This is a genomic window from Streptomyces sp. NPDC001599 (assembly GCF_042893535.1).
Taxonomy (GTDB): Bacteria; Actinomycetota; Actinomycetes; order Streptomycetales; family Streptomycetaceae; genus Streptomyces.
In genome coordinates this window covers 262,378-287,508 of the sequence record NZ_JBIAVA010000004.1, presented here as the reverse complement: position 1 = coordinate 287,508, position 25,131 = coordinate 262,378, and the positions used below count along the sequence as shown (strand labels likewise).

At 72.4% G+C, this 25,131-nt stretch carries 20 protein-coding genes; 16 read left to right on the top strand and 4 right to left on the bottom strand.

What is annotated here, in order from left to right; all coding sequences use genetic code 11:
- The first annotated feature begins 228 nt into the window (after positions 1-228).
- The 4 genes from ACFYZ3_RS13965 to ACFYZ3_RS13950 all read left to right on the top strand — a co-directional run bounded on the left by ACFYZ3_RS13965 (position 229) and on the right by ACFYZ3_RS13950 (position 7,057).
- Positions 229-1,320 carry a DUF1996 domain-containing protein gene (locus ACFYZ3_RS13965; RefSeq protein WP_388516397.1) on the top strand — a complete coding sequence of 364 codons (1,092 nt, stop codon included), beginning with the start codon at positions 229-231 and terminating at the stop codon, positions 1,318-1,320.
- A 92-nt stretch (positions 1,321-1,412) separates the two neighbouring features.
- Complete coding sequence (locus tag ACFYZ3_RS13960) at positions 1,413-3,182, top strand: discoidin domain-containing protein (RefSeq protein WP_388516394.1); 1,770 nt, start codon at positions 1,413-1,415, stop codon at positions 3,180-3,182.
- Positions 3,183-3,216: 34 nt separating this feature from the next.
- A complete protein-coding gene (locus tag ACFYZ3_RS13955; RefSeq protein WP_388516391.1) occupies positions 3,217-5,937 on the top strand; it encodes a glycoside hydrolase family 3 C-terminal domain-containing protein in 2,721 nt (906 codons plus the stop codon).
- A gap of 79 nt (positions 5,938-6,016) precedes the next feature.
- Entirely contained in the window at positions 6,017-7,057 is a 1,041-nt protein-coding gene (locus tag ACFYZ3_RS13950) for a LacI family DNA-binding transcriptional regulator (RefSeq protein WP_388516388.1), read from the top strand.
- Positions 7,058-7,072: 15 nt separating this feature from the next.
- On the opposite strand, the gene ACFYZ3_RS13945 is transcribed toward ACFYZ3_RS13950, so the two are convergent.
- Positions 7,073-7,726: a TetR/AcrR family transcriptional regulator gene (locus tag ACFYZ3_RS13945; RefSeq protein ID WP_388516385.1), complete on the bottom strand. Its 654-nt coding sequence runs from the start codon at positions 7,724-7,726 to the stop codon at positions 7,073-7,075.
- A 125-nt stretch (positions 7,727-7,851) separates the two neighbouring features.
- On the opposite strand from ACFYZ3_RS13945, the gene ACFYZ3_RS13940 reads away from it, so the two are divergent.
- From ACFYZ3_RS13940 to ACFYZ3_RS13930, 3 genes are all read left to right on the top strand, one after another.
- A complete protein-coding gene (locus ACFYZ3_RS13940; RefSeq protein WP_388516382.1) occupies positions 7,852-8,814 on the top strand; it encodes an alpha/beta hydrolase in 963 nt (320 codons plus the stop codon).
- A gap of 80 nt (positions 8,815-8,894) precedes the next feature.
- A complete protein-coding gene (locus tag ACFYZ3_RS13935) occupies positions 8,895-9,305 on the top strand; it encodes a hypothetical protein (RefSeq protein WP_388516379.1) in 411 nt (136 codons plus the stop codon).
- Between the two features lie 17 nt (positions 9,306-9,322).
- Entirely contained in the window at positions 9,323-10,099 is a 777-nt protein-coding gene (locus ACFYZ3_RS13930; RefSeq protein WP_388516376.1) for an NAD(P)-binding domain-containing protein, read from the top strand.
- A 14-nt stretch (positions 10,100-10,113) separates the two neighbouring features.
- On the opposite strand, the gene ACFYZ3_RS13925 is transcribed toward ACFYZ3_RS13930, so the two are convergent.
- Positions 10,114-11,493 (bottom strand): ROK family protein, encoded by a 1,380-nt coding sequence (locus ACFYZ3_RS13925; protein WP_388516373.1) that lies wholly within the window; start codon positions 11,491-11,493, stop codon positions 10,114-10,116.
- Positions 11,494-11,669: 176 nt separating this feature from the next.
- On the opposite strand from ACFYZ3_RS13925, the gene ACFYZ3_RS13920 reads away from it, so the two are divergent.
- The 5 genes from ACFYZ3_RS13920 (at position 11,670) to ACFYZ3_RS13900 (ending at position 18,349) form a co-directional block, all read left to right on the top strand.
- Positions 11,670-12,986 (top strand): ABC transporter substrate-binding protein, encoded by a 1,317-nt coding sequence (locus tag ACFYZ3_RS13920; protein WP_388516370.1) that lies wholly within the window; start codon positions 11,670-11,672, stop codon positions 12,984-12,986.
- A gap of 61 nt (positions 12,987-13,047) precedes the next feature.
- The gene (locus ACFYZ3_RS13915) at positions 13,048-14,085 is read left to right on the top strand and encodes a carbohydrate ABC transporter permease (protein WP_388516367.1); all 1,038 of its coding nucleotides are present in this window, start codon (positions 13,048-13,050) and stop codon (positions 14,083-14,085) included.
- A 7-nt stretch (positions 14,086-14,092) separates the two neighbouring features.
- On the top strand, positions 14,093-14,932 hold the full coding sequence (locus ACFYZ3_RS13910; RefSeq protein ID WP_076977271.1) for a carbohydrate ABC transporter permease: 840 nt from the start codon (positions 14,093-14,095) through the stop codon (positions 14,930-14,932).
- 5 nt (positions 14,933-14,937) lie between these two features.
- On the top strand, positions 14,938-16,335 hold the full coding sequence (locus tag ACFYZ3_RS13905; RefSeq protein WP_388516364.1) for a GH1 family beta-glucosidase: 1,398 nt from the start codon (positions 14,938-14,940) through the stop codon (positions 16,333-16,335).
- A 127-nt stretch (positions 16,336-16,462) separates the two neighbouring features.
- Positions 16,463-18,349 (top strand): discoidin domain-containing protein, encoded by a 1,887-nt coding sequence (locus ACFYZ3_RS13900; RefSeq protein ID WP_388516361.1) that lies wholly within the window; start codon positions 16,463-16,465, stop codon positions 18,347-18,349.
- 28 nt (positions 18,350-18,377) lie between these two features.
- Here ACFYZ3_RS13900 and ACFYZ3_RS13895 read toward each other — a convergent pair whose 3' ends face one another.
- Positions 18,378-19,196, bottom strand: coding sequence for an SAM-dependent methyltransferase (locus tag ACFYZ3_RS13895; RefSeq protein WP_388516358.1), 819 nt, complete (start codon positions 19,194-19,196; stop codon positions 18,378-18,380).
- A 134-nt stretch (positions 19,197-19,330) separates the two neighbouring features.
- Between ACFYZ3_RS13895 and ACFYZ3_RS13890 the strand changes: the two genes are divergently transcribed.
- The 4 genes from ACFYZ3_RS13890 (at position 19,331) to ACFYZ3_RS13875 (ending at position 24,508) form a co-directional block, all read left to right on the top strand.
- Positions 19,331-20,116, top strand: coding sequence for an SAM-dependent methyltransferase (locus ACFYZ3_RS13890; protein ID WP_388516355.1), 786 nt, complete (start codon positions 19,331-19,333; stop codon positions 20,114-20,116).
- A gap of 129 nt (positions 20,117-20,245) precedes the next feature.
- Positions 20,246-21,898 (top strand): phosphodiester glycosidase family protein, encoded by a 1,653-nt coding sequence (locus ACFYZ3_RS13885; protein ID WP_388516353.1) that lies wholly within the window; start codon positions 20,246-20,248, stop codon positions 21,896-21,898.
- An 83-nt stretch (positions 21,899-21,981) separates the two neighbouring features.
- Entirely contained in the window at positions 21,982-23,010 is a 1,029-nt protein-coding gene (locus ACFYZ3_RS13880; protein ID WP_388516350.1) for an alpha/beta hydrolase, read from the top strand.
- A 142-nt stretch (positions 23,011-23,152) separates the two neighbouring features.
- The gene (locus ACFYZ3_RS13875) at positions 23,153-24,508 is read left to right on the top strand and encodes a M64 family metallopeptidase (protein WP_388516347.1); all 1,356 of its coding nucleotides are present in this window, start codon (positions 23,153-23,155) and stop codon (positions 24,506-24,508) included.
- 16 nt (positions 24,509-24,524) lie between these two features.
- Here ACFYZ3_RS13875 and ACFYZ3_RS13870 read toward each other — a convergent pair whose 3' ends face one another.
- Positions 24,525-25,085: a pyridoxamine 5'-phosphate oxidase family protein gene (locus ACFYZ3_RS13870; RefSeq protein WP_388516344.1), complete on the bottom strand. Its 561-nt coding sequence runs from the start codon at positions 25,083-25,085 to the stop codon at positions 24,525-24,527.
- Positions 25,086-25,131 lie beyond the last annotated feature (46 nt).

The window sequence follows — 25,131 nt, the reverse complement described above, 5'->3', positions numbered from 1 at the left end:
GGTGAGGGAGCGCTCTCTGGGTGTGCATGCTTCATCCGCCCGCCACGGGACGTCAAGAGTTGTGACCGGTTCTTGTGTGCTGCGTTCAACAAGTGGGGACACAAAGCGTGTTGGTCCGAACCGCGGTTCCTTCTGCCGCATCCCTTGACACCCTCCCCTCGTGCCCTCAACACTCCGAGTCGGGAGAGCGCTCTCCGAGAATTTCCCCGACCTTCTCAGGAGGTCTCCATGCCACGGAGATCGAAAGTTCTGTCCGGCACCCTCGTCGCGAGCGCGTTACTGCTGACCTCGATCGGCATCGGCACGGTCGCCGCCAACGCGGACACGCCCGCCGCGTCCGCGCCGTCCGCCCCGGCCCGAGCCGCGCACACCGGGCACACCATGGCGGTCTCGACCGCCGCCGCGCCCGAGGACCCGGACGGCGACGGCTACATCCCCGCCAACCCGCCGGTCACCGGTGTCACCCCGTCCACGAAGGAGCCGCCGCACCGCTACTTCCACGAGTTCCAGGCCAACTGCGGGGTCAGCCACACCGCGCCCGACGACCCGATCGTCTACGCCCAGCAGCCCGGGAAGTCGCACGACCACACCTTCATGGGCAACACGACGACCGACGCGTACAGCACCACCGCCTCGCTCGACGCCGGATCCACCACCTGCCTGGCGCCCGGCGACCGCTCGGGCTACTGGATGCCGACCATGTACGACGGCGACCGCCCGGTGCTCCCGGTCGGCCCGCAGACCATCTACTACAAGGCCGGCGTCACCGACTACACCAGCGTGCGCCCCTTCCCGAAGGGCCTGCGCTACGTCGTCGCCAGCCCGATGCAGAGCGCGCAGGAGTTCCGCGACCACCCCGGGTTCGTCGAGGGCTGGGAGTGCGGCGACAGCTTCTTCAACGTCGACTTCCCCACCGACTGCCCCGAACGGCAGGACGTCCAGGTCAACATCCGCCTCCAGGCACCCAGTTGCTGGGACGGCAAGAATCTCGACACCCCGGACCACAAGAGCCACATGGCCTATCCGGTGGTCAACCCGGGGACCAACAACAACATCTGCCCGGCCGACCACCCGGTCGCCCTGCCGATGATCGAGTTCAAGATGGCCTTCCCGGTCAACGGCGACCTCTCCCGGGTACGGCTGGCCAGTGGTGCGAGCTACTCGTTCCACTACGACTTCTTCAACGCCTGGGACGAGGCGACCCTGGACGCCATGGTCGGCCACTGCATCGTCGGCGGGCTGCAGTGCGACGCGCGCGGTTACGACCAGACCCACCCGGAGGCCGGAGCGGCGCTGAACGAGGACTACGAACTGCCCTGACCGCGCCTCGGCCCATGAGACCGGCCCGGTCGTCCCCGCCCCCGCCACGGCCGGGCCGCCCCCCATACCCCGCAGACCGGAGACACACCCCGATGAGCCGACTCCGTACCCCCACCAGCAGACTCACCGCCGCCAGCAGACTCACCGCCCCCCTGACCGCCGGCCTGCTCACGCTCGGCGCGCTCACCGCCCTGCCCGCCGCGCAGGCACACGCCGCCGGCAGCGTCGTGAAGGTCACCGGAAGCCAGGGCAACTGGCAACTGACCGTGGACGGCAGCCCGTACACGGTCAAGGGCCTCACCTGGGGTCCGTCCCCCGCCGACGCCGACCGGTACATGCCCGACCTGGCCTCCATGGGCGTCAACACCATCCGCACCTGGGGCACCGACGCGAGCAGCCGCCCGCTCCTCGACTCCGCCGCCGCCCACGGCGTCAAGGTCATCGCCGGGTTCTGGCTCCAGCCCGGCGGCGGCCCGGGCAGCGGCGGCTGCGTCGACTACCTCACCGACACCGCGTACAAGGACCAGATGCTGGCCGAGTTCCCGCGCTGGGTCCAGGAGTACAAGGACCACCCCGGCGTCCTGATGTGGAACGTCGGCAACGAGTCGGTGCTCGGCCTGCAGAACTGCTACAGCGGTGACGAGCTGGAGCGCCAGCGCGACGCCTACACGAGCTTCGTCAACGACGTCACCAGGAAGATCCACGCCGTCGACCCGAACCACCCGGTCACCTCCACCGACGCGTGGGTCGGCGCCTGGCCCTACTACCAGAAGAACGCCCCGGACCTGGACCTGTACGCGGTGAACTCCTACGACGCCGTGTGCGACGTGCGCTCCGCGTGGGAACAGGGCGGCTACACCAAGCCGTACATCGTCACCGAGTCCGGACCGGCCGGCGAGTGGGAGGTGCCGGACGACGCCAACGGCGTACCGAAGGAACCCACCGACGAGGCCAAGGCGCAGGGCTACACCGACGCGTGGAACTGCGTCACCGGGCACCGCGGAGTCGCCCTGGGCGCGACCCTGTTCCACTACGGCACCGAGTACGACTTCGGGGGCATCTGGTTCAACCTGCTGCCCGCGGGCCAGAAACGGCTGTCGTACTACGCCGTGAAACGGGCCTACGGCGGCGACACCTCCGGCGACAACACCCCACCGGTGGTGAGCGGCTTCGGCGTCGAGGGCGACGCGGGCAAGGTGCAGGCGGGCAAGGACCTGGTCCTCACCGTGCGCGCCACCGACCCGGACGGCGACCCGATCGCGTACGAGGTGCTGGCCAACAGCAACTACGTCGACCAGAGCAAGCAGCTGACCACGCTTCCCGTCACCGATCTCGGCGGCGGACGCCTCGGGGTCACCGCCCCCGACCGGCCCGGCGTCTGGAAGCTGTACGTCAAGGCCACCGACGGCAGGGGCAACGTCGGCGTCGAGACCCTCTCGGCGCGGGTGGTGCCGCCCGCCGTGGACGGCACGAACGTCGCCCTCGGCAAACCGGCCACCGCGTCCTCCTTCCAGCCCAGCTACGGCGACTGCCCCTGCACCGCCGCCAACGCCGTGGACGGGAACCCGGACACCCGGTGGGCCAGCGACTGGAGCGACCCGCAGTGGCTCCAGGTGGACCTCGGCACCCGCACCGCGTTCCGGCACGTCCAGCTGTACTGGGAGTCCTCCTACGCCAAGGCCTACACCGTCCAGACCTCGGACGACGGGCAGAACTGGCGGACCGTGTCCACGGTGACCGACGGCAACGGCGGCGTCGACACCCTCGACGCGTCCGGCGCCGGCCGCTACGTACGCGTCAACGGCACCGCGCGCGGCACGGGTTACGGCTACTCGCTGTACGAGTTCGGCGTCTACGCCTGACGCCGGGGGGACGAGTCGGAAGGGGGAGACCCGGGTGGGGACGAGTGACGAAGAGATCGACCGGCTGCTCGGAAAACTGACACCACGCGCCCGCGCGCTGCTGCTGAACGGCGCCACGACCTGGCGCACGAGGGCGGAACCGGCGCTGGGGCTACGGGAGTTGGTGATGTCGGACGGACCGGCGGGCGTACGGGGCGAGGCCTGGGACGAGCGGAGCACCTCCCTCCTCCTGCCCTCCGCCTCGGCGCTCGCCGCCACCTGGGACGACGCCCTCGTCGAAGACCTCGGCGGCCTGCTCGCCGCCGAGGCCCGGCGCAAGGGCGTGGCCGTCCTCCTCGCCCCGACCCTCAACCTGCACCGCAGCCCGCTGGGCGGCCGGCATTTCGAGTGCCTCTCCGAGGACCCCGAGCTGACCGGCCGGATCGGCGCCGCGCTGGTCCGCGGGATCCAGGCGCACGGCGTCGCCGCCACCGCCAAGCACTACGTGGCCAACGACTCCGAGACCGACCGCCTCACCGTCGACGTGCGGGTGGGCGAACGCGCGCTGCGGGAGGTCTACCTGGCCCCCTTCGAGGCGGCGGTGGCCGCCGGGGTCCGGCTCGTCATGGCGGGGTACAACGCGGTCAACGGCACCACGATGACCGCGAACGCCCTGCTCACCGACCCGCTGAAGAGCGAGTGGGGCTTCGACGGCGTCGTCGTCTCCGACTGGGGCGCGGTGCGCGCCACCGCCGACACCGCCCGCGCCGGGCTCGACCTCGCCATGCCGGGACCCGACGGCCCCTGGGGCGAGGCGCTGGCCCGCGCGGTGGCCGAGGGCGCGGTGCCCGAGCCGGCCGTCGACGACAAGGCACGGCGCCTGCTGCGCCTCGCGGCGTGGCTGGGCGCGTTGGACGAGCGCGACGCGTTCCGGTCGCCGGACCCGGACAGACCGGCTGCCTCGCCGGTCCCGCTTCTGCCGTCCGGTGCGAGGGATGCGTCGGTCATGCCTCTTCCGCGCGGCGCGCAGGGCCCGCCGTACCGGGATCCGTCGCCTGGCGTGGAGGGATCGCCGGGCCGGGGGGCGGGGGTCTCATCGACTTCGGCCGTCTCGCCGGGTGCGGGCGGTGCTGCGGGCCGGGCTCCGTGGCCCGGTGCGGAGGGCGTCCCGGACCGGGGCCCGGCGCACGGTGCGGAGCCGTCCGGGCCCGGTCCGCGGTGTGCCGGGGACGGCGGGGCGCTGGTCCGTCGTGCCGTCGCCGCCGGTGCCGTGCTGCTGGCCAACAGGGGCGTCCTGCCGCTCGACCCCGAGCGCCTCGGGACGGTCGCCGTGATCGGCGCGCATGCCGCGCGGACCCGTACCCAGGGCGGAGGCAGCGCGGGCGTCTTTCCCCAGGACGAGGTGTCCGTCCTCGACGGCATCCGGGCCGAACTGCGCGGCCGGGCCCGCGTCGTGCACGTCCCGGGCCCCCGCCCGGACGGACCCGCTCCTCCGCTGGACCCGGGCACCTGCACCGACCCGCGCTCCGGCCTGCCCGGCGTCCTGCTGCGGATGCTCGACGAGGACGGCCGCGAGTTGTACGCCGAACGGCGGCGCGGCGGGCGTCTGCTGGAGCCCCGTCTGGTACCGGGGGCGCACACCGTCGAGATCGGGGCCCGGCTGCGCCCCCGCACCGGTGGCTCCTGGTCCCTGGGCGTGGCCGGCTTCGGCCGGATGAGCCTGACGATGGACGGACGCACCCTGCTGGCGGGCGACTTCCCACCGCCCACCGACGACCCGGCGGTGGTGCACGTCAACCCGCCCGCCCAGTACGCCACGGCCGACCTCACCGCCGGCCGGGACACCCTGCTGGTGGCCCGCCGAGAGCTGGCACCCGGCACCGGCCGGGCGACCGTCCTCGTCGCGGCCCCGCCCGCCCCGGACGTGGTCGCGTCGCTCGCCGAGGCCGCCCGCGCGGCGGGTGCGGCGGACGCGGCGGTCGTGGTCGTCGGCACCACCGAGCACGGGGAGTCGGAGGGCTACGACCGTACGAGCCTGGCGCTCGGCGCCACCCAGGACGCGCTGGTCCGGGCCGTCGCGGCCGCCAATCCGCGCACAGTCGCCGTCGTCAACAGCGGCGGCCCGGTGGAACTGCCCTGGCGGGAGGAGGCGGGCGCGGTGCTGCTGGCCTGGTTCCCCGGACAGGAGGGCGGCGGTGGACTGGCCGACGTGCTCTTCGGACGCGCCGAGCCGGGCGGACGGCTGCCCACCACCTGGCCGGCCGTCCTCGCCGACGCCCCGGTCACCCGCACCCGCCCCGAGGGCGGCGGCCTCGACTACGACGAGGGCCTGCACCTGGGCCACCGGGCCTGGCTGCGCCACCACCGCCCGCCCGCCTACTGGTTCGGCCACGGACTCGGCTACACCACGTGGCTGTACGAGGAGCTGACCGTCCCGCCGGTGACCCGGGCGGGCGACGACCTCACCGTGCGGGTGCGGGTGCGCAACACCGGTGTGCGGCCGGGCCGGGAGGTCGTTCAGGTGTACCTCGCGCGGCCCGCCTCCGCGCTCGACCGTCCCGTGCGGTGGCTCGCCGGGTACACGGCGGTGCGGGCGCGCCCGGGGGAGACGGTGACGGCGTCGGTACGCGTCCCGGCGCGGGCCCTGCGCCACTGGTCGGTGCGGGAGCACGCCTGGCGCACGGAGGCGGGGCCCTGCCGGGTGCTGGCCGGGCGGTCGGCGGGGGACGTGCCGCTGGTCGCGGACCTGGAGGTGGTGCCGCCGTCGTCCGCGTGAGAGCGCGGAGAGCGGGGGAGGGCGGAGAGCGGGGAGAGCGCTCTACCGTGCGCCTGACCCGGCCGGTTAGGGTGCGGGCATGAGCAGACAGGCCCCGACCCTGGAGGACGTGGCCCGGGAGGCCGGTGTCTCCCGGGCCACCGTCTCGCGGGTGGTCAACGGCGTCCGCAACGTGGACCCGGCCATCCAGGACCTGGTCCGCCGGGCCATCGAACGGACGGGGTACGCACCCAACCAGGCCGCCAGGCAGCTGGTGACCCGGCGTACGACCACCGTCGCGCTGGTCGTCTCGGGCGCGGGCGACGCCTCGGACACGGAGCAGAACGCGTTCGCCACGCGGGTCTTCGCCGACCCGTTCTTCGGCCGCGTCGTCGGCGGCGTGGTCGGGCACCTGAGGCCCCGCAGGATGCATCCGGTGCTGATGTTCGCCGAGACGCCCGAGGCCCGGCAGGAGGTCGTGGCCTACCTCAGGCAGGGCGGCGCGGACGGAGCGCTGGTGGTGTCCACGCACCCCGACGACCCGCTGCCCGCGCTGCTCGCCGGCGCCGGACTGCCGGCGGTGCTGTTCGCCCGTCCGGGCCGCCCCGTGCCGCTCAGCTACGTCGACCTGGCCCACCGCGACGGCGGCCGGCTCGCGGCCGAGCACCTGCTGGAGCGGGGGTGCCGCCGGATAGCCACCGTCGCGGGCCCGCTGGCGGTCGCGGCCAGCCAGGAGCGCCTGGCCGGCTTCCGCGACACCCTGGCCCGGCACGGGCACCCGTACGTGCCGGTGGCCGAGGGCGGCTTCACGGTGGACAGCGGCATGGCCGCGATGACGTCACTGCTCGCCGAACACCCCGACACCGACGGCGTGTTCACCGCCAACGACCTGATGGCCCAGGGCGCCGTCCAGGTGCTGCGCGACCATGGACGCCGGGTGCCGCAGGACGTCGCGGTCGTCGGTTTCGACGACTCCAGCGTGGCCGTCACCTGCCGGCCCCGGCTGACCACCGTGCGGCAGCCGGTGGAGGAGATGGCGGCCACGATGGCACGCCTCCTCGACGAACACATCAGGGGCACCCGCGGCGAGCCCACGTCGGTGATCTTCGACCCGGAGCTGGTGGTACGGGACTCGGCGTAGCGCGGGCGGTCCGGGTCAGGGGATCGCGGCCTCGATGTGGGCGAGGTGGGCGGCGAGGATCTCCGCGAAGGCGGCGCCGCGGTCCGCGCCCAGCGGGCGGATCTCACGGGCGAAGTGGGCCAGCGCGGGGAAACGCTCGGGGTCGGCGCCCAGCACCGCGACCCGGAACTGCTCCATGCCCTGCTCGTGCTCCTCGGCGCCGACGGCGCCGAATCCGCCCTCGGCGGTGATCAGCGAGGAGATCAGGATCACGAGCCGGTGGTAGCGCGCCGGGACCTCGTCGTCGGGCAGGCCCGAGGCGCGCAGGGCCCGCAGCACCTCTTCCATCATCAGCCGGGAACCCGTGCCGCCGGACCCGTGGCGCCCCCAGACCGCGGCGAGCTGCGGCTGCTGCCCGAAGGCCTCCCGCAGTCGCAGGGCCACGGCGGTGAGGCGCTGCTTCCAGTCACCCTCGGGCCGGTAGCCGTCCATGGCGGACAGCAGGATCCGGTCGGCGACCGCGCGCAGCAGCTCGGTCTTGTTGCGGAAGTGCCGGTAGAGGCTGGAGGAGTCGGTCCCCAGCGCCGCGGCGAGCTTGCGCACGCTGAACGTCTCGGCGTCGCCCGCGAGCAGCAGCTCCGCCGCCGCATCCAGGATCTGCTCGGTCGACCAACGCCTTCGGCCTGCCATCTTGCCCCTCTCGTCGGGAGTAGTCTAACCCATGCACTTGCCATTGCACGCACCGCGTGCATACTGAGGACGCATGCTTGCCGGAGGAACGGAACGGCAGGGGGAGGCGAAGGGGAGAGGTGGACATGAACGAGAGCGCTGCTGTGGCACGACCGCCGCTACCGGACTTCGACGCGATCACGACCGAGGAACTCATCGCCTACCGCGCGGCGGAGAACCGCTACCGGACGTCAGGTCCGGCGCGGGCCATCCTCGGGGAACCGGACCCGGGAGCCGCGATCCGGTGGCAGCACGTCGCGCTGCCGGGCCGCGACCTCCCGGTGAGGGTGTACCGGCCGCTGCCGACGGCCGAAGGCGAAGCCGCCGACCGGACAGGTCTGCCGCTCGTGGTCCACGTCCACGGAGGCAGCTTCGTCGGCACGGCGGCGCAGTGCGACTGGACCAACAGCCACCTCGCGGCCCGACTGCCCGCGGTCGTCGTCTCGGTCGAGCACCGTCTCGTCGCCCCGGGCAGCACGCTCACGGACGCCGCGGACGACGGCTGGGACGTACTGCGGCATGTGTGGAGCCACGCCGAGCGGTGGGGCGTCGACCCGTCGCGCACGGCCGTCTTCGGCGAGAGCTTCGGCGCACTGATCAGCGCCCTGACTGCGATCCGCGCCCGGGACGACGGCCTGCGGCTCAGGGCGCAGGTGCTGGTCAACCCCGCGGTCGACCTGACCGCGGCGATGTACGACTACCCCTCGATCGCCGAACACGTGGACACCCCGACCCTCGCTATGCCCCAACTCAGGCTCCTGGAGCGGCTCGCCGTCCCGCCGGGAACCGACGCCCGCGCCTTCTCGCCGCTGTACGCGGACGACCTGAGCGGTCTCGCCCCCGCGCTGATCGTGGTGCCGACCCGCGACCCGCTGGCCGATCACGGGCGCCGGTATGCCGATCGGCTGCGCACGGCCGGGACGCCCGTACGACTCGACGAACACCGAGGAGCGGGGCACGCGTTCCTGACCCTGCCCGGTGTGGAACCGCGGGCCGGGGCGGCCCGGTCGGAGATCCACGCCTTCCTCCGTGCGGCCCTGACGGCGTGACCGCGGAACGCATTCGACACGAGGCAACGCAGAGCGGAGCGGTGAACACAACAAGCCATGGCCGAGGGGCACTCGGAGCGATGTACGCCGGGCTGGGGCTGACCGTCGTCGTGGCGGCGGCCCCGTACGCGGAACTGGCCGGCGGCCATCTGCTGGCCGACCACATCAGGGCCGGTTGTCCCACGTACCCGCAGACCCGGATCGACTCGGCCGTCACCACCTGCCTGGTCCTGCTGACCGTCGTCGGAGCCCTCGGCGCTCTCGCCCGGCTCTGGTCGATATGGGCCGTCAGGGTGGGCAAGCCATGGGCCCGGTCGGCCGCGACCGTGCTGTTCGCGCTCGGCGCGAGCGCCGGGTCGACCGGGCTGCTCGCCAAGGACACCTCCGGTGCGACGGGCCTGCCGTCGGCGCTGGGCCGGGCACTCGTGGCACCCTGCCTGGCAGGCCTCCTGGCCGTCACACGGCTGTGGTGGCGACCCCGACCGGAATGACATCGGAGGAGAACACGGTGAAACGCATCGGCATCGTCGGAGTGGGCGAGATCGGCAGAGCCGTCGTGACGGGTGTGCATCACGGCGGCGCTGCGCCGGAGGTGTTCCTCTCCCCGCGGAGTGCCCGCACGGCCGCGGAGCTGGCCGAGCGCCACGAGGGTGTAATGGTGTGCGGCGACAACCAGGAAGTGGTGGACCGCTCCGAGATCGTGATCCTCGCGATGCGCCGCGAGCAGTGCGGCGACGCACTCGCCGGAGTGCATGTGGGGGACGACAAGATCCTGGTCAACGTGATGGCAGGGGTAAGCAACGACAACCTGCGCGAGACGCTCGGCACCAACGCCCCGCTGGTCCGGGCCATCCCCCTGCCGACCATCCGCGAGCGCCGTTCCGTCACGGTGGTGTACCCCTCGCACCCCGAGGTGGACTCCTTCTTCGAGCAGTTGGGCGGGGCGCTCCCCGTCGCGGACGAGGCGGCGTTCGACGTCCTGTCCGCGCTGACCGGGACGCTCACCACCCACTACGCGTATCTCGCCACGCTCGCTTCCTGGGCCGCGGGCCACGGCATCGCCCCGGACGACGCGGACCGCTACGTCCGCGGCCTCTTCCAGGGCGTCGGCCGCTCCCTCGGTGACGAGTCGCGTTCGCTGGACCGGCTCGCCGCCGACCACGAGACGCCGAGGGGGAACAACGAGCGCATCCGTACCACCTGGTTCGACCCGGCCAACGCGGCGGCCCTCACGAAGGCCCTCGACGGCCTCCTCACCGACTTGGCGCAGCCGGGGCGGCGGTAGTCGCGCGGCCCGCCTCACGTACGGCCGCCAAAAGCGGCGGGCGGTGGACCGACGGCCCCGCCGCGGCCCGAACCCTCGCCCCGCTGCCCCGCCAGCCTCCCCCCGAGGGCCGCCCGCCACGCCGGGGCCGGCGCGGGGGAGTCGACCGGCGGACGCCGGCCGCCGCGGGCGAAGAACGCCGCCAGGGGCAGGATCGCGGCGCCCACCGTCACCGCGTCGGGTCCCAGGCGGCCCAGCGCGATGCCCACCCGTGCGGCGGGGTGCCGCAGGGCGTGGGCGAGCGTGTGGGCCCGTACGGACTCCAGGAAGACGGGGCCCAGTTGGAGTCCGGCCCAGCCGCCCACCAGGATCCGCTCGGGCTGGAAGAGGTTGACCAGGTCGGCCAGCCCCGCGCCCAGGTACTCGGCGGTCTCCGCGAGCACCCGCGACGCCACCGGGTCCGGTTCGCCCCCGTCCCCCGGCCTGGCCGCGGACAGCATGGCGGTCAGCGCGGCCTCCTCGTCGACGCCGGGCGGCGGCTGCCCGCCCGCCTCCCGCCAGCGCGCGAGCAGCGCCTCCGCCCCGGCGTACGCCTCCAGGCAGCCCCGGGCGCCGCAGCGGCAGCGGCGCCCGCGCACCCGTACCGTCAGGTGCCCCCACTCCACCGCCCGCCCCTGCTCGACCTCGTCGGTGACGACGCACGCGCCGACCCCGGAGCCGAAGAGCACGACCACGGCGTTGCGCGCGCCGCGTCCCCCGCCGAACCACATCTCGGCCTGCCCCAGCGTCCTGGCGCCGTTCTCGACGAACAGCGGTACGTCTGCGGGCAGTCGGCCCGAGTCCCGCAGCAGAGCCTCCAGCGGGGCCGCGTCCCAGCCGACGGTCTGGCCGTGCACCAGGGTGCCGTCGGCCGTGTGCTCGACGATGCCGGGGACACCGATGCCGACCCCCAGCAGCTCACCGCGGCCCTGCGTCCGGCCGCCCGTGCCGTCGGCGCCGAGCACCTCCGCGACCCCGTCGAGGATGTGCCCGGCGACGACACCGACGTCGTACGAGCGTGACCCGTGACCGGGCAACGCGCGTTCCGTCCGGGCCAGTTCGGACATCGACAGGTCGAAGAGCTCCACGCGTACACGGGTCTCGCCGACGTCGACCCCGACGAGGCGCCCGCGGTCCGCCGCGACGCGGACCAGGGTGCGCGGCCGGCCGCCGTCCGCGCCGAGGGTGCCCGCCTCCTCCACCAGTCCGTCGGCCATCAGCTCCGCGACCACGTTGCTGACAGAACCCGAACTCAGGCCCGCCGCCGAGCCCAGCGCGAGCCGGCTCATCGGCCCGTCGAAATACAACCGTTGCAGAACGGTGCTGCGGCTCTCCCGCCGCAGGTCACGGACCGTGCGCCCGCCGTGCCTGGCCATCCGGCCCCTTCCTCTGCCGCCCGCTCCCGCCCGTCGAACGTGTGCGAGACCTTGACGAGTCTTTCTCTCGGGGTTTAACTCACGTCCTAAATTAAGCCATGAGGCGCTTCGGAAGGGAAACAGCCGAAGCCGCCGTCGGGACTTACCGACCGACTCCCGGAAGGAACCCAGGAGCCATGCGCAGCATCCGAGCCGCGGCCGTAGGCGCCGTCACCATGTCTCTCGCACTCGCCGCCACGGCCTGCGGAGGGGGCTCCTCCTCGGGCGGCGGATCCAACGACTCGCCGAAGGAACTCACCTACTGGGCCTCCAACCAGGGCGCCAGCGTCGAGGTCGACAAGAAGGTCCTCCAGCCCGAACTCGACAAGTTCGAGAAGGAGACCGGCATCAAGGTGAAGCTGGAGGTCGTGCCCTGGTCCGACCTGCTGAACCGGATCCTCACCGCCACCACCTCGGGACAGGGCCCCGACGTCCTGAACATCGGCAACACCTGGAGCGCCTCCCTCCAGGCGACCGGCGCCCTGCTGCCCTGGGACGCGAAGAACTTCGAGAAGATCGGCGGCAGGGACCGCTTCGTCGACTCGGCGCTCGGCTCCACCGGCGTCGAGGGCCAGGACCCGGCCGCGGTCCCGCTGTACTCGATGGCCTACGCGCTCTACTACAACAAGCAGATGTTCGCCGACGCCGGCATCACCAAGCCCCCGGCCACCTGGGACGAGCTGGTGGCGACCGGCAAGAAGATCTCCAAGGACGGCAAGTGGGGCCTGGGCGCCGAGGGCTCCAACCTGTCCAACAACATCCACCAGGTCTTCGTCCTCGCCAAGCAGCACGGCGCCGACTTCTTCACCGCCGACGGCAAGCCCGACTTCACCTCCGACGGCGCCGTGGCCGCCGTCAAGCAGTACGTCGACCTGATGGCCCAGGACAAGGTCGTCGCGCCCGGCAACGCCGAGTACGCGCAGAACCAGTCCCTCAGCGACTTCGCCAAGGGCAAGACCGCGATGGTGCTGTGGCAGACCGCCTCCGCCACCTTCAAGACCATGGGCATGAAGGACGACGAGTGGGGCGTCGCCCCCGCCCCCGTCCCGTCCGGCACCCCCGGCGCCGGCCAGGCGACCAACTCCATGGTCGCCGGCATCAACATGGCCGTCTTCAAGAACAGCGACAACATCGACGGCGCCACCAAGTTCGTGAAGTTCATGACCGGTGACGCCGAGCAGAAGCTCCTCAACAAGGCCTACGGCTCCATCCCGCCGGTCAAGGCCGCCCAGTCCGACCCGGCGTTCAACACCCAGGCCACCGCCGTCCTGCGCGAGACCCTCGCCACCAGTGCCGCGGCGCTGCCCCAGGTGCCCGACGAGTCGCAGTTCGAGACCGCGGTCGGCACCGCCGTCAAGGAACTCTTCGCCGACGCCGCGAACGGACGCGAGGTGACCACCGAGTCCGTCAAGGAGAAGCTCGCCAAGGCACAGCAGCAGATGCCCAACAAGTGAGCGCCCCGACCTTCGACTTCGAACCGGCCCCACCGACTCCGACACGGACACGGACCTCGCCATGACCACCACGACCGCCTCGGCGCAGCCCGGCGAGCGGACGGTCGGCAAGAGCTCCCCCGGGACGGCGCGCGGACCCCGCCGCCGCCCCGGGCGGATCCGCCGCATCGGCCTGCCCTACCTGCTGCTCCTGCCGGCCCTGTTCCTCGAACTCCTCGTCCACCTGGTGCCGATGGTCATCGGCATCGTGATGAGCTTCAAGGAACTCACCCAGTTCTACATCCGCGACTGGACCACCGCCCCGTGGACCGGGCTCGACAACTTCACCATGTCGGTGGACTTCGACGCCCCCGTCGGCGAGGCGCTGCTCCACTCCTTCCTCGTCACCTGCGCCTTCACGATCCTCTCCGTCGGCCTGTGCTGGCTGATCGGCACCGCCGCCGCGATCTGCATGCAGGACGCCTTCCGCGGCCGGGGCCTGCTCCGCGCGATCTTCCTGGTGCCGTACGCCCTGCCGGTCTACGCGGCCGTCATCACCTGGGCGTTCATGTTCCAGCACGACAACGGCCTGGTGAACCACGTCCTGCACGACCAGCTGGGCCTCACCGACAAGCCCTCCTTCTGGCTGATCGGCGACAACAGCTTCGTCGCGCTGCTCGTCGTGTCCGTCTGGAAGGGCTGGCCGTTCGCCTTCCTCATCGTCATGGCCGGCCTGCAGAACATCCCCAAGGAGCTGTACGAGGCCGCCGCCCTCGACGGCGCCGGCGTCTGGCAGCAGATCCGCCGCATCACCCTGCCGTCGCTGCGCCCCGTCAACCAGGTCCTCGTCCTGGTGCTCTTCCTGTGGACGTTCAACGACTTCAACACGCCGTTCGTCCTCTTCGGCAAGGCGGCGCCGGAGGCCGCCGACCTGATCTCCATCCACATCTACCAGTCGTCGTTCGTCACCTGGAACTTCGGCGCCGGCTCCGCGATGTCGGTCCTGCTGCTGCTCTTCCTGCTGCTGGTGACGGGCGTGTACCTGTTCGTGACCTCCCGGGCCGCCAGGACCCCACGAGCGCCGCGGAAGCACGAGGAAAGGCAGACGGCCGATGTCTAGGTCCCCGATGGCGGCGCCGCGCTCCTTCACCTGGACCCGCCGCGTCTTCCTCACCCTGCTCACCGGCTTCGTCCTGCTGCCGGTGTACGTCATGGTGTCCAGTTCGCTGAAGCCGCTCGAGGACGTCTCCAGCCAGTTCCACTGGCTGCCGAGCAACCTCACCGTCCGCCCGTACATCGACATCTGGTCGACGGTCCCGCTGGCGAAGTACTTCGTGAACTCGCTGATCGTGGCGGGCGCGGCGACCGTCTGCTCCGTCGTCATCGCGGTCTTCGCCGCCTACGCCGTCAGCCGCTACGAGTTCCGCGGCAAGCGGGTCTTCTCGGTGACCGTCCTGTCCACGCAGATGTTCCCGGGCATCCTCTTCCTGCTGCCCCTGTTCCTCATCTACGTCAACATCGGCAACGCCACCGGCATCGCCCTGTTCGGCTCCCGCGGCGGCCTCATCCTCACCTACCTGACCTTCTCCCTGCCCTTCTCCATCTGGATGCTGATCGGGTACTTCGACTCGGTCCCCCGCGACCTGGACGAGGCGGCCCTGGTGGACGGCTGCGGGCCGCTGCGCGCCCTGTTCAAGGTCGTCGTGCCCGCCGCGATCCCCGGCATCGTCGCGGTCGCCGTCTACGCCTTCATGACCGCCTGGGGCGAAGTCCTGTTCGCCTCGGTGATGACCAACGACGCCACCCGCACCCTCGCGGTCGGACTCCAGGGCTACTCCACGCAGAACGACGTGTACTGGAACCAGATCATGGCCGCCTCGCTGGTCGTGAGCGTGCCCGTGGTCGCGGGCTTCCTGCTCCTCCAGCGCTACCTGGTGGCGGGCCTGACGGCCGGAGCCGTCAAGTGACCGGCATGCCCCAGCACCTTCACCCCCACCCCGAAAGGACCTTCGTGACCATCGACTTCGCCGCACTCCCGGACGACTTCCTGTGGGGCACGGCCACATCGGCGTACCAGATCGAGGGAGCCGTGGCGGAGGACGGACGTTCGCCGTCGATCTGGGACACCTTCTCGCACACCCCCGGGAAGATCGACAACAACGACCACGGCGACGTCGCCTGCGACCACTACCACCGCACCCACGAGGACATCGAGCTGATGCGGCGGCTGGGCACCAACGCCTACCGCCTCTCCGTCGCCTGGCCGCGCGTCCTGCCGGGCGGCGACGGCCCGGTCAACGCCAAGGGCCTGGCCTTCTACGACCGGCTCGTCGACGACCTGCTGGCCGCCGGCATCACCCCGTCCGTCACCCTCTACCACTGGGACCTGCCCCAGGCGCTCCAGGACCGGGGCGGCTGGCCGGAGCGGGCGACCGCCGAACACTTCGCCGCGTACGCCGCCGTCGTCGCCGAACGCCTCGGGGACCGCGTCGGCCACTGGGCCACCCTCAACGAGCCGCTGTGCTCGGCCTGGATCGGGCACCTGGAGGGCAAGATGGCCCCCGGCTGGACCGATCTGACGGCGGCCGTCCGCGCCTCCTACCACCTGCTCCTGGGCCACGGCCTGGCGATGGAGGCCATCCGCGCGGCGGCCCCGGAGGCGCGGGTGGGCATCGTCAACAACCTCTCCACCATCCACGCCGCCACCGACCGGGAGGAGGACCTGGCCGCCGCCCGCCGCATGGACGGCCACACCAACCGCTGGTGGCTGGACCCGGTCCACGGCCGCGGCTTCCCGGAGGACATGCGCGAGGTCTACGGCGTCGAACTCCCGGAGCGGCCCGGCGACATGCGGCTCATCGGCGCCGAACTGGACTGGCTGGGCCTGAACTACTACTTCCCCCAGACCGTCGCCGCCGACCCAGCCGGCCCCGCCCCGCACGTGCGCACCGTCCGCCGCGTCGGCGTCCCGCGCACCGGCATGGACTGGGAGATCGACGCCGGCGGGATCGAGGACCTGCTGCTGCGCCTGACCGAGGAGTACGGGCCGCGCAAGCTGTACGTCACCGAGAACGGCTCCTCCTTCCCCGACGTGGTCCGTCCCGACGGCACCGTCGACGACCCCGAGCGCCAGGCGTACCTGACCGCCCACCTCGCGGCCTGTGCCTCCGCCGCCCGCAGGGGAGCCCCGCTGGCCGGGTACTTCGCGTGGTCGCTGCTGGACAACTTCGAGTGGGCGTACGGCTACGACAAGCGCTTCGGCCTGGTCCACGTCGACTACGCGACCCAGGTCCGCACGATCAAGGGCAGCGGACACCACTACGCGGACATCATCGGCCGGGCGCGCGGGAGGGAGCGCAGGGCCGCCTGAGACCCCGTGGTGGGTGCGGATGCGGGAGTCCGCGCCCACCACGGTCCGTGCGCACGAACTGTTCTGGCCTGTCAGGTACATGACCACATTCACGGCATTGTCCAGTCGTCCCGAGGAGAGGAACCGCATGCCGTCCCGTACCCCCCGCACCCTTCTCACCGCCCTGACCGCGCTCGCCCTGCTGGCCGCGGTCCCGTCCCTCACCACCCCCACCCCGGCAGCCGCCCAACCGTCCGTCGCCGCGGCGGCCTGGGACACCGACCGCGCGGCCACCGCGTACGCCACCGACCCCGGCGCGGTCACCGCCTCGGCGAGCGAGAACGCCGGCACCGCGCCCGGCCTCGCCTTCGACGGCGACGGCGGCACCCGCTGGTCCAGCGACTTCACCGACGGCGCCTGGATCCGCGTCGACCTCGGCGCGACGATCCGCGTCGACCGGGTGACCCTGGACTGGGAAGCGGCCTACGGCAAGAGATACGTCCTGGAGGCGTCCACCGACGGCGCCGACTGGACGCCCTTCTACACCGAGACCGCCGGCACCGGCGGATCGGTCACCGCCCACACCTACCCGCAGGAGGTGCGGGCCCGCTACGTCCGCATGCGCGGCATCGAACGCGCCACCCCCTACGGCTACTCCCTCTACTCCTTCAAGGTCTACGGCGGCGAACCGGCCCCCGCCTCCGCCACCCGCGCCAACCTCGCCCTCCACCACCCCGCGTACTCGAACGTCTACCAGCACGCCGGGAACTCACCCGCGTTCGTCACCGACGGCGGCCGCCCCGCCGACCTCAAGGGCGACGCCACCCGCTGGTCCAGCGACTGGAACGCCGACCGCTGGGTCTCCGTCGACCTCGGCGCCACCTCCACCGTCGACACCGTGGACCTGTACTGGGAGGCGGCCTATGCCGTCGACTACGAGCTCCAGGTCTCCGACGACAACCGCACCTGGCGCACCGTGTACCGCCCCTCCGCCGCCGAGGTCGCCGCCCGCCGCGCCGACGTCAAGTCCCCCGGCGAGGCCACCGGCCGCCACGACACCGTGCGCCTGCCCCAGCCCGCCACCGGCCGCTACGTCCGCATGCTCGGCAAGGAACGCCGCTCCTTCTACAACCCGGCGCCCGCCACCGCCCAGTTCGGCTACTCCCTCTACGAGTTCGAGGTCTGGGGCACCGGAGGCAGCGCGACCGCCGCCTACCCGGCGCTGCCCGGTGAGCAGTCCGGCACCTACCGGACCACGTTCTTCGACGACTTCACCTCGGCCGCCCTGGACCGCGGCAAGTGGCGCGTCGTCCGCACCGGCACGGAGATGGGCTCCGTCAACGGCGAGTCGCAGGCCTACGTCGACTCGGCCGACACCGTCCGCCTGGAGAACGGCGCCCTGGTCCTGCGCGCCGATCACTGCAAGGGCTGCACCGAGGCAGGCGGCGGCACCTACGACTTCACGTCCGGCCGCATCGACACCAACACGAAGTTCGACTTCACCTACGGCCGGGTCAGCGCCCGCATGAGACTCCCCGTCGGCGACGGCTTCTGGCCCGCCTTCTGGCTGCTCGGCAGCAACGTCGACGACCCCTCCGTGTCCTGGCCGGCCTCCGGCGAGACCGACATCATGGAGAACATCGGCTACGGCGACTGGACCAGCAGTGCCCTGCACGGCCCCGGCTACTCGGCGGACGGCAACGTCGGCGCGCGCCAGGTGTACCCGGGCGGCGGCCGGGCCGACCAGTGGCACACCTACGCGGTGGAGTGGACGCCGACGGGCATGACGTTCTCCGTCGACGACCGGGTGGTCCAGGAGACGACCCGCAACAAGCTGGAGTCGACCCGCGGCGCCTGGGTCTTCGACCACGACCAGTACGTCATCCTGAACCTCGCGCTCGGCGGGGCCTACCCGGCGGGCTGGAACCAGGTCACCAGCCCGTACTGGGGGCTGCCGCAGTCCAGTGTGGACCGGATCGCGGCCGGGGGAGTGCAGGCCGAGGTGGACTGGGTGCGGGTGGAGCAGAAGGGGTAGCCCCGCCGGACCGGGCCGCCGCCGTGCGTCAGGCGCCCTTGCGTGCCACTCCGCCGTAGATGCCGATCGGCGGGGCGTCGGGGCGCCGCGCCTCCTCGGGGCGCCAGTCGGTGACCCGGACCAGCCCCGGCTCCTCCAGCGCGAAGTCCCCGAAAAGATCGAGGATCCGCGCGTGCGGGCGCAGGTTGAGGGACGCGGTGGCCTTGTTGTACACGGCCGCGGCGTCCTGACGCCGGTCCTCGTGGACGTCGCCCGTCGCGTGCGACAGGACGAGGTACGAACCGGCGGGCAGCGCGTCGCGCAGCGTGGCGACGATGCCCGCCGGATCCTGCGCGTCGGCCACGAAGTGCACCACGGCGACCAGCAGCAGCGCCACCGGCTGGTCGAAGTCGATGACCGCGCGCACCTCGGGATGGTCGAGGATCGCGCGGGGGTCGCGCAGGTCGGCCAGGACGACGGCGGTGTCCGGGTCGTCCGCCAGGGCCCTCGAATGGGTGGCGACGATGGGGTCGTTGTCGACGTACGCGACCCGGGTCCCGGGCGCCGCGGACCGCGCGATCTGGTGCACGTTGGGTTCGGTGGGCAGGCCGGTGCCCACGTCGAGAATCTGGCGGACTCCGCCCTCGGCCACCACGTGCCGCACCGCCCGGTGCATGAAGTGCCGGTTGGCGAGGACTCCCTCACGCACCTCGGGCGCCGCCTTCATGAACTGCTCGGCGGCCCTCTGGTCGACCTCGTAGTTGTCCTTCCCGCCGAGGAAGTAGTCGTACATCCGGGCGGGATGCGGCCTGCTCGTGTCGATCCGGTCGGGGTGGGCGGCGCTCTCGCCACTGCTCAGGGAGGTCATGCGGCCTGACTCCGTCCTCAACTCGTGGGCCACCCAAGGGCGTCGGAGCGATGGGCACCTGGGTGAGCGCCGGTCGGAACATCATCTTAGGCTGACGACCCGACGATGCCGTTCCGCGTACGGAGGAGTGTCCTGTGACCGCCGGTACACCCAGACCCCACATCGACACGAGCAAACCGCACCCGGCCCGCGTCTACGACTGGCTGCTGGGCGGCAAGGACAACTACCCCGTCGACCAGCGGGTCGGCGAGACCCTCCCCGAGGAGGCACGCGGCAACGCGGCCCGGAACCGGGCGTTCATGCACCGTGCGGCGGCCTGGCTGGCGAAGAACGGTGTCGACCAGTTCCTGGACATCGGCACCGGCATCCCCACCGAACCCAACCTGCACCAGATCGTGCAGGCGATCAGCCCGGCCGCCCGGATCGTCTACGCGGACAACGACCCGATCGTCCTCAGGCACGCCCAGGCGCTGCTGACCAGCACCCCGGAGGGGGCCACGGACTTCCTCCACGCGGACGTACGACAGCCCGCGACGATCCTCGAACGCGCCCGTGAGGTACTGGACTTCGACCGCCCGATCGCCCTCTCCCTGATCGCGCTCCTGCACTTCCTGCCGGACGACGAGGACCCGTACGGTGTCGTGCGCACCCTCGTGGACGCCCTTCCCTCCGGCAGCTACCTGCTTCTGTCGCACGGCACCGCCGACCAGCACCCGGAACTGAAGCAGGAGACCGAGTCCGCCTACAAGAAGGGGGCCATCCCGCTGCGGATGCGCACCCGGAGCGAGGTCGAGCCCTTCTTCGCCGGCCTCGAACTCGTCGAACCGGGTCTGGTGTTCGCCACCGAGTGGTACCAGGAGGAACCGGCACCGGTGCGGGAGCGCAGCGGCTTCCATGTGGGCGTGGCGCGGGTCTCCTGACCGGGCCCGCGTGCGAACCGGGTGAACCTCCGCCTCCCGGGGCGGCCTTGACGCCGGCGGGGACCGGCCGATACTTGTGCGCAGCATGGGTCGGTCGGTGTCCGTGGTCGGCGTGAGGCGGGACGACAGATGAAGCAGAGGAAGATGCGGCTGTGCGCCGCCACGGGTGCCGTTCTCGGCGCCCTCACCGCGTCGGCCGCGCTCCCACCGGCCGCCGTGGCGTCCCCGCACCCCGGGGGGCACCCCCCGTCGGCCCGTCACGCCCTGCCCCTGGGCCCCGCCGGCCTACCCGAGCGCCGCACCACGACCACCCTTCAGCCGGGCGTCACCCTGACCCGTATCGTGCGAGGGAACGCCGACGACCCGGCACTCCACTGGACCGTCGAGGTGTCCATCCCCGGCGGCGACACCTCCCCGGACCCCGACGCACCACCGACGGCCCTCAAGGACCGGGCGAGCGCCGACGAACTGGCCGCCGAACTGCGGCGGGACGGCTTCGAAGCGAGGGTGGAGGAGGTGACGACACCCGCGACGGCCGACTACCGGGGCGGCACCCTCGGCTGGCGGGTCCGCATCGGCACCTTCGACGCGCAGGCCGCCGCGACGGCCGAACGCACCCGCCTGAGAGCGGCCGGGTACTCGGGCTCCGCCGTCTACACCGGCTGGGACGGCGAGGCGAGGGACCGGGGCCCGTGGCACGTCGACGTACTCACCATCGACCCGCGCACATTCCGCGGCACCCTCGACGCGTCGTACGGCCCCGACCTGGAGAACCGCGAGACGACCAGCGCGCTGGCGGCGTCGGCCGCCGCGACGGCCGCCGTCAACGCCGGCTTCTTCGTCCTCGACCCCAAGGCGGGCGCACCGGGCGACCCCGCCGGAGTGGGCGTGTACGACGGCCGCCTGCTGAGCGAACCGGTGGCCGGACGCCCGGCGCTGGTCGTCCACGACAACGGGCGCCGCACCGAGATCGCCCGCCTCACCTGGCAGGGCCGGATCGCCACCCGCGCGGCCTCCCTCCCCCTGAACGGCGTCAACCGCGTACCCGGCCTGATCAGGAACTGCGGCGGCAGCGCGGGCGACGCCCCCACGTCGCTCCCGCTGCACGACGTCACCTGCACCAACCCCGACGAGCTGGTCGCCTTCACCCCGGACTACGGCGGACGCACCCCCGGGGGCGAAGGCGTGGAAGCCGTGCTGGACGCCCGTGACCGGGTCGTGGAAGTGCGCTCACCACGCGGTGGAACGATCCCCCGGGGCGGCAGCTCGGTCCAGGCGACGGGCGAACGCGTCGCCGACCTCGCCGCCCTGGCCCACGTGGGCGACCGCCTGCGCGTGAGCACGACCCTCCTGGACGACCGAGGCCGCCGGATGTCCACCTCGCCCCGGACCGACATCGTGAACGCGGGTCCCGAGCTGGTCCGCGACGGCCGTGTCCACGTCACCCCCGCCACCGACGGCATGGTGCACCCCGGCGACCCGAGCTGGTACTACGGCTGGGTCCACAAACGCAACCCGCGCACCCTGGCCGGGGTGGACGCCGCGGGCCGCACCGTCCTCGTCACCGCCGACGGACGCAGCACGGACTCCCTCGGACTCAGCATCGGCGAGAGCGCGGAGGTCGCGAGGTCACTCGGCCTGCGCGACGCCGTCAACCTGGACGGCGGCGGCTCGACGACGATGGTGGCCGAGGACGCCGTACTCAACTCGCCCTCGGACGCCGCGGGCGAACGCCCGGTCGGCGACGCGCTGTTGATCCTGCCGCACCGGCACGACACCTGACCCGATCCGCCACGAACGCCCGCCGGACGCACCACCAGGCAGGCACCAGGCACCACGCACAGCAACCCACCCAGGGAGCCGCCGTGTTCGCGAACGTGCCCACCGTCCTCACCCCGCTGCGCGCGAGACTCCTCCTGGTCCTCGCCGTCCTGCTGGCCGTCCTGACGCCGACCGCTCCAGGGGCCCTGGCCGCCGGGAAAGCGGAGACCGGCACCACCCGCCCCGGCGCGGAGGTCGTCGCCGTCACCCGGGTCGCCAACCGGCAGGTCGACCTGTCGGTACGGTCGACGGCCCTGGGCGGCCGCACGGTCGACGTCCGCCTCCTCACCCCCGACGGCTGGAACCCGCACGACCGACGCCACCGGCAGCACTGGCCCACCCTCTGGCTCCTGCACGGCTGCTGCGGCGACTACACCTCGTGGACGAGCATGACGGACGTGGCGGAGACGGACAGCCTGCGCGACGTCCTGGTCGTGATGCCCGAGGCGGGCTGGAACGGCTGGTACAGCGACTGGTGGAACCACGGGCAGGGCGGCGACCCGGCATGGGAGACGTTCCACACCAAGGAACTGCGCCACCTGTTGGAACGCGACTGGGGCGCGGGCAGCGACCGCGTGGTCGCCGGCCTGTCCATGGGCGGCCAGGGCGCCCTGCTGTACGCCGCCCGGCACCCCGGGATGTTCAGGGCGACGGCCGCCTTCTCCGGCTCCGCCCACCCCCTGCTGAACGACGAGTCGGTCGACCGCATCATGGGCTTCTTCGCCGGCCAGGACAACGACCCGCTCCGCGTCTGGGGCGACCCGGTCGCCCAACGCGGCATCTGGCAGGCCCACGACCCCTTCCACCTGGCGAAGCGGCTGAGGTCGATCCCGGTCTACCTCTCCTGCGGCGACGGCACCACCGGCCCCCTGGACGCACCGGGCGCCACGAGCGCCCTGGAGGCCGACTTCAACCGCCAGAACCACGCGCTCGCGGCCGAGCTGAAGCGCGTCGGCGCGCGGCACGTGACGACCAACTTCTACGGCCCGGGGACCCACGGCTGGGCCTACTGGGAGCGCGAGCTGCACGCGTCCCTGCCGATGCTGCTGGGCGCGCTGGGGGCCGACGACTGACCCGCACGACGCCGGGCAACTCCCGTACCCCGCACACCCCTTGCCAGAAGCTCCGGCGGACCCCTAACTTAAGCGAACACTTAACTGCACTTAAGTGCGGTACTTACATCGCGGTCGCGTCAACCGGGTTGGGGAGAGCTTCGTGCACACAGGCCTGCGCAGGTCGGCGGCGGCAACCGTCCTCGCCCTCTCCGTCTCCCTGACCGCGGTCGACGTCGCGGGCGCCGCCGACGCACCGACGGCCGGCACCGGCCCGTACGTCGACGTCGAGTACTTCCCGGAGCCGACCGGCGAGGGCGCACGTACCAGCGTCCCGGCCGACAGCCCGCACACGCAGCCGGACGGGCCGGCCGCGTCCGACCCCCGGAAGCGCACCGCCGCCGCATCCGAGGACGGCGAGGTAGTCCCGCTCGCCGAGACCGGCCCGACCGCCGACCGCCTCGACGTCACGATCATCGGCGACGGCTACACGGCCGCCGAGCAGGACGACTTCCTCGAGGACGCGCGTACGAAGTGGGACGAGGTCACCGACATCGACCCGTACAAGAGCTACGAGGGCCTCTTCAACGTCTGGGCCGTAAAGGCCGTCTCCGAGGACTCCGGCGTCACCGGTGACCCGACCCGGGACGTCGTCAGGAACACCGCGCTCGGCTCGTACTTCTGGTGCGGCGACACGGAGCGCCTGATCTGCGTCGACCTGGACAGGACGAAGACCTACGCGGACAAGGCACCGGCGACCGACCTGGTGATCGTGGTCTCCCACTCCACCAAGTACGGCGGGGCCGGCTACTTTGGACTCGCGGCGGACTACGGCTACGACGGCGTCTCCACGCTCTCCTCCGACAACGACCGGTCCACCCTGATAGCCGCGCACGAGATGGCCCACTCCATAGGCCTCCTGGCGGACGAGTACCAGTACGAGGGCTACGGCGACTACCCCGACCCCGAGCCCGCCTACCCCAACGCCTCGACCCTGACGGCGGCCGACATGGCCAGGCAGCGCACCAAGTGGGCGGCATGGCTCGGCGAGACCGACCCGAGCGGCGGCGTCGTCGGCACCTTCGAGGGCGCCGACTACTACGAGTACGGCATCTTCCGTCCCACGGAGAACTCCATCATGCGCTCCCTGAACACCGACCGCTTCAACCTCCCCGGCCGGGAGGCGATGATCGCCGGCTTCTACCGCTCGGCCAACGCCCTCACCCCGCTGCGGAACACGGCGACCAGGGCCACCCGCTTCACCCGCCTCTCCGTGGAACTCGCCGACCTGGACACGGGCACGGGCCTCTCCCGCCCGCAACTGCGCTGGTACGTCGACGGACGCGAGGCCAGGCACGCCCGAGGCAGGATTTCCGTCCTCCCGGCCGCCCTGGGCGTCCCGGCCGACCGGCGCACCCACAAGGTGACCGCCACGGTGGTCGACACGACGACCGCCGTCCGCAACCACGCCGTCCGGGACCTCACGTCCAACTCGGCGACCTGGACGGTCGGCCGCTGACACACCGTAGCGCCGCTCAGAACCCCCACCGCGTATGGCTGTAGACCCCGTCGTCCCGGCCGAACCCGTACGCGGTGACCGGGGCCACCGCGAACAGCACCGCGTCTCCGCGCCGTATGGCGTCCCCGATGCCGTGGAAGGTGCCGTCGGCCGACGTGATGTGCGACCCGTACTTCGCCTCGTACGCCGCGATCACCTCCTCCAGCACCGCCGGATCACCGACCGGCTCCGCCTCGCCCTCGACCACGAGGTCGAACCCCTCGGTGAGCGAGTTCCCGCCCGTGATCAGCGCGCAGTGCGCGTCGTGCGCCAGGTTCCGGGCCTTCTGCTCACCCGGCCCGGTGGAGAAATACAGCGCACCGCCGTGCCACGCCGCGATCACCGGCGTGACGTGCGGCCCGCCGCCGGGCCGCACCGTGGCCACCCAGAAGATCTCGGCGGCCTCCAGACGCCGCCGGGCCTCGTCCCACTCGGTGGCGGTGACGTCCGCGGCGCCGGGACGGGGATGGAGTGCGGAGCTGTAGCGGGCGTCGAGCTCGGTCGTGGGCTGCTCGGCGCCGGGTCGTTGCACGGACATGGCGGACTCCTTGCTCTCTTGTCCGTAACGACTGCCGCCCGGCCCG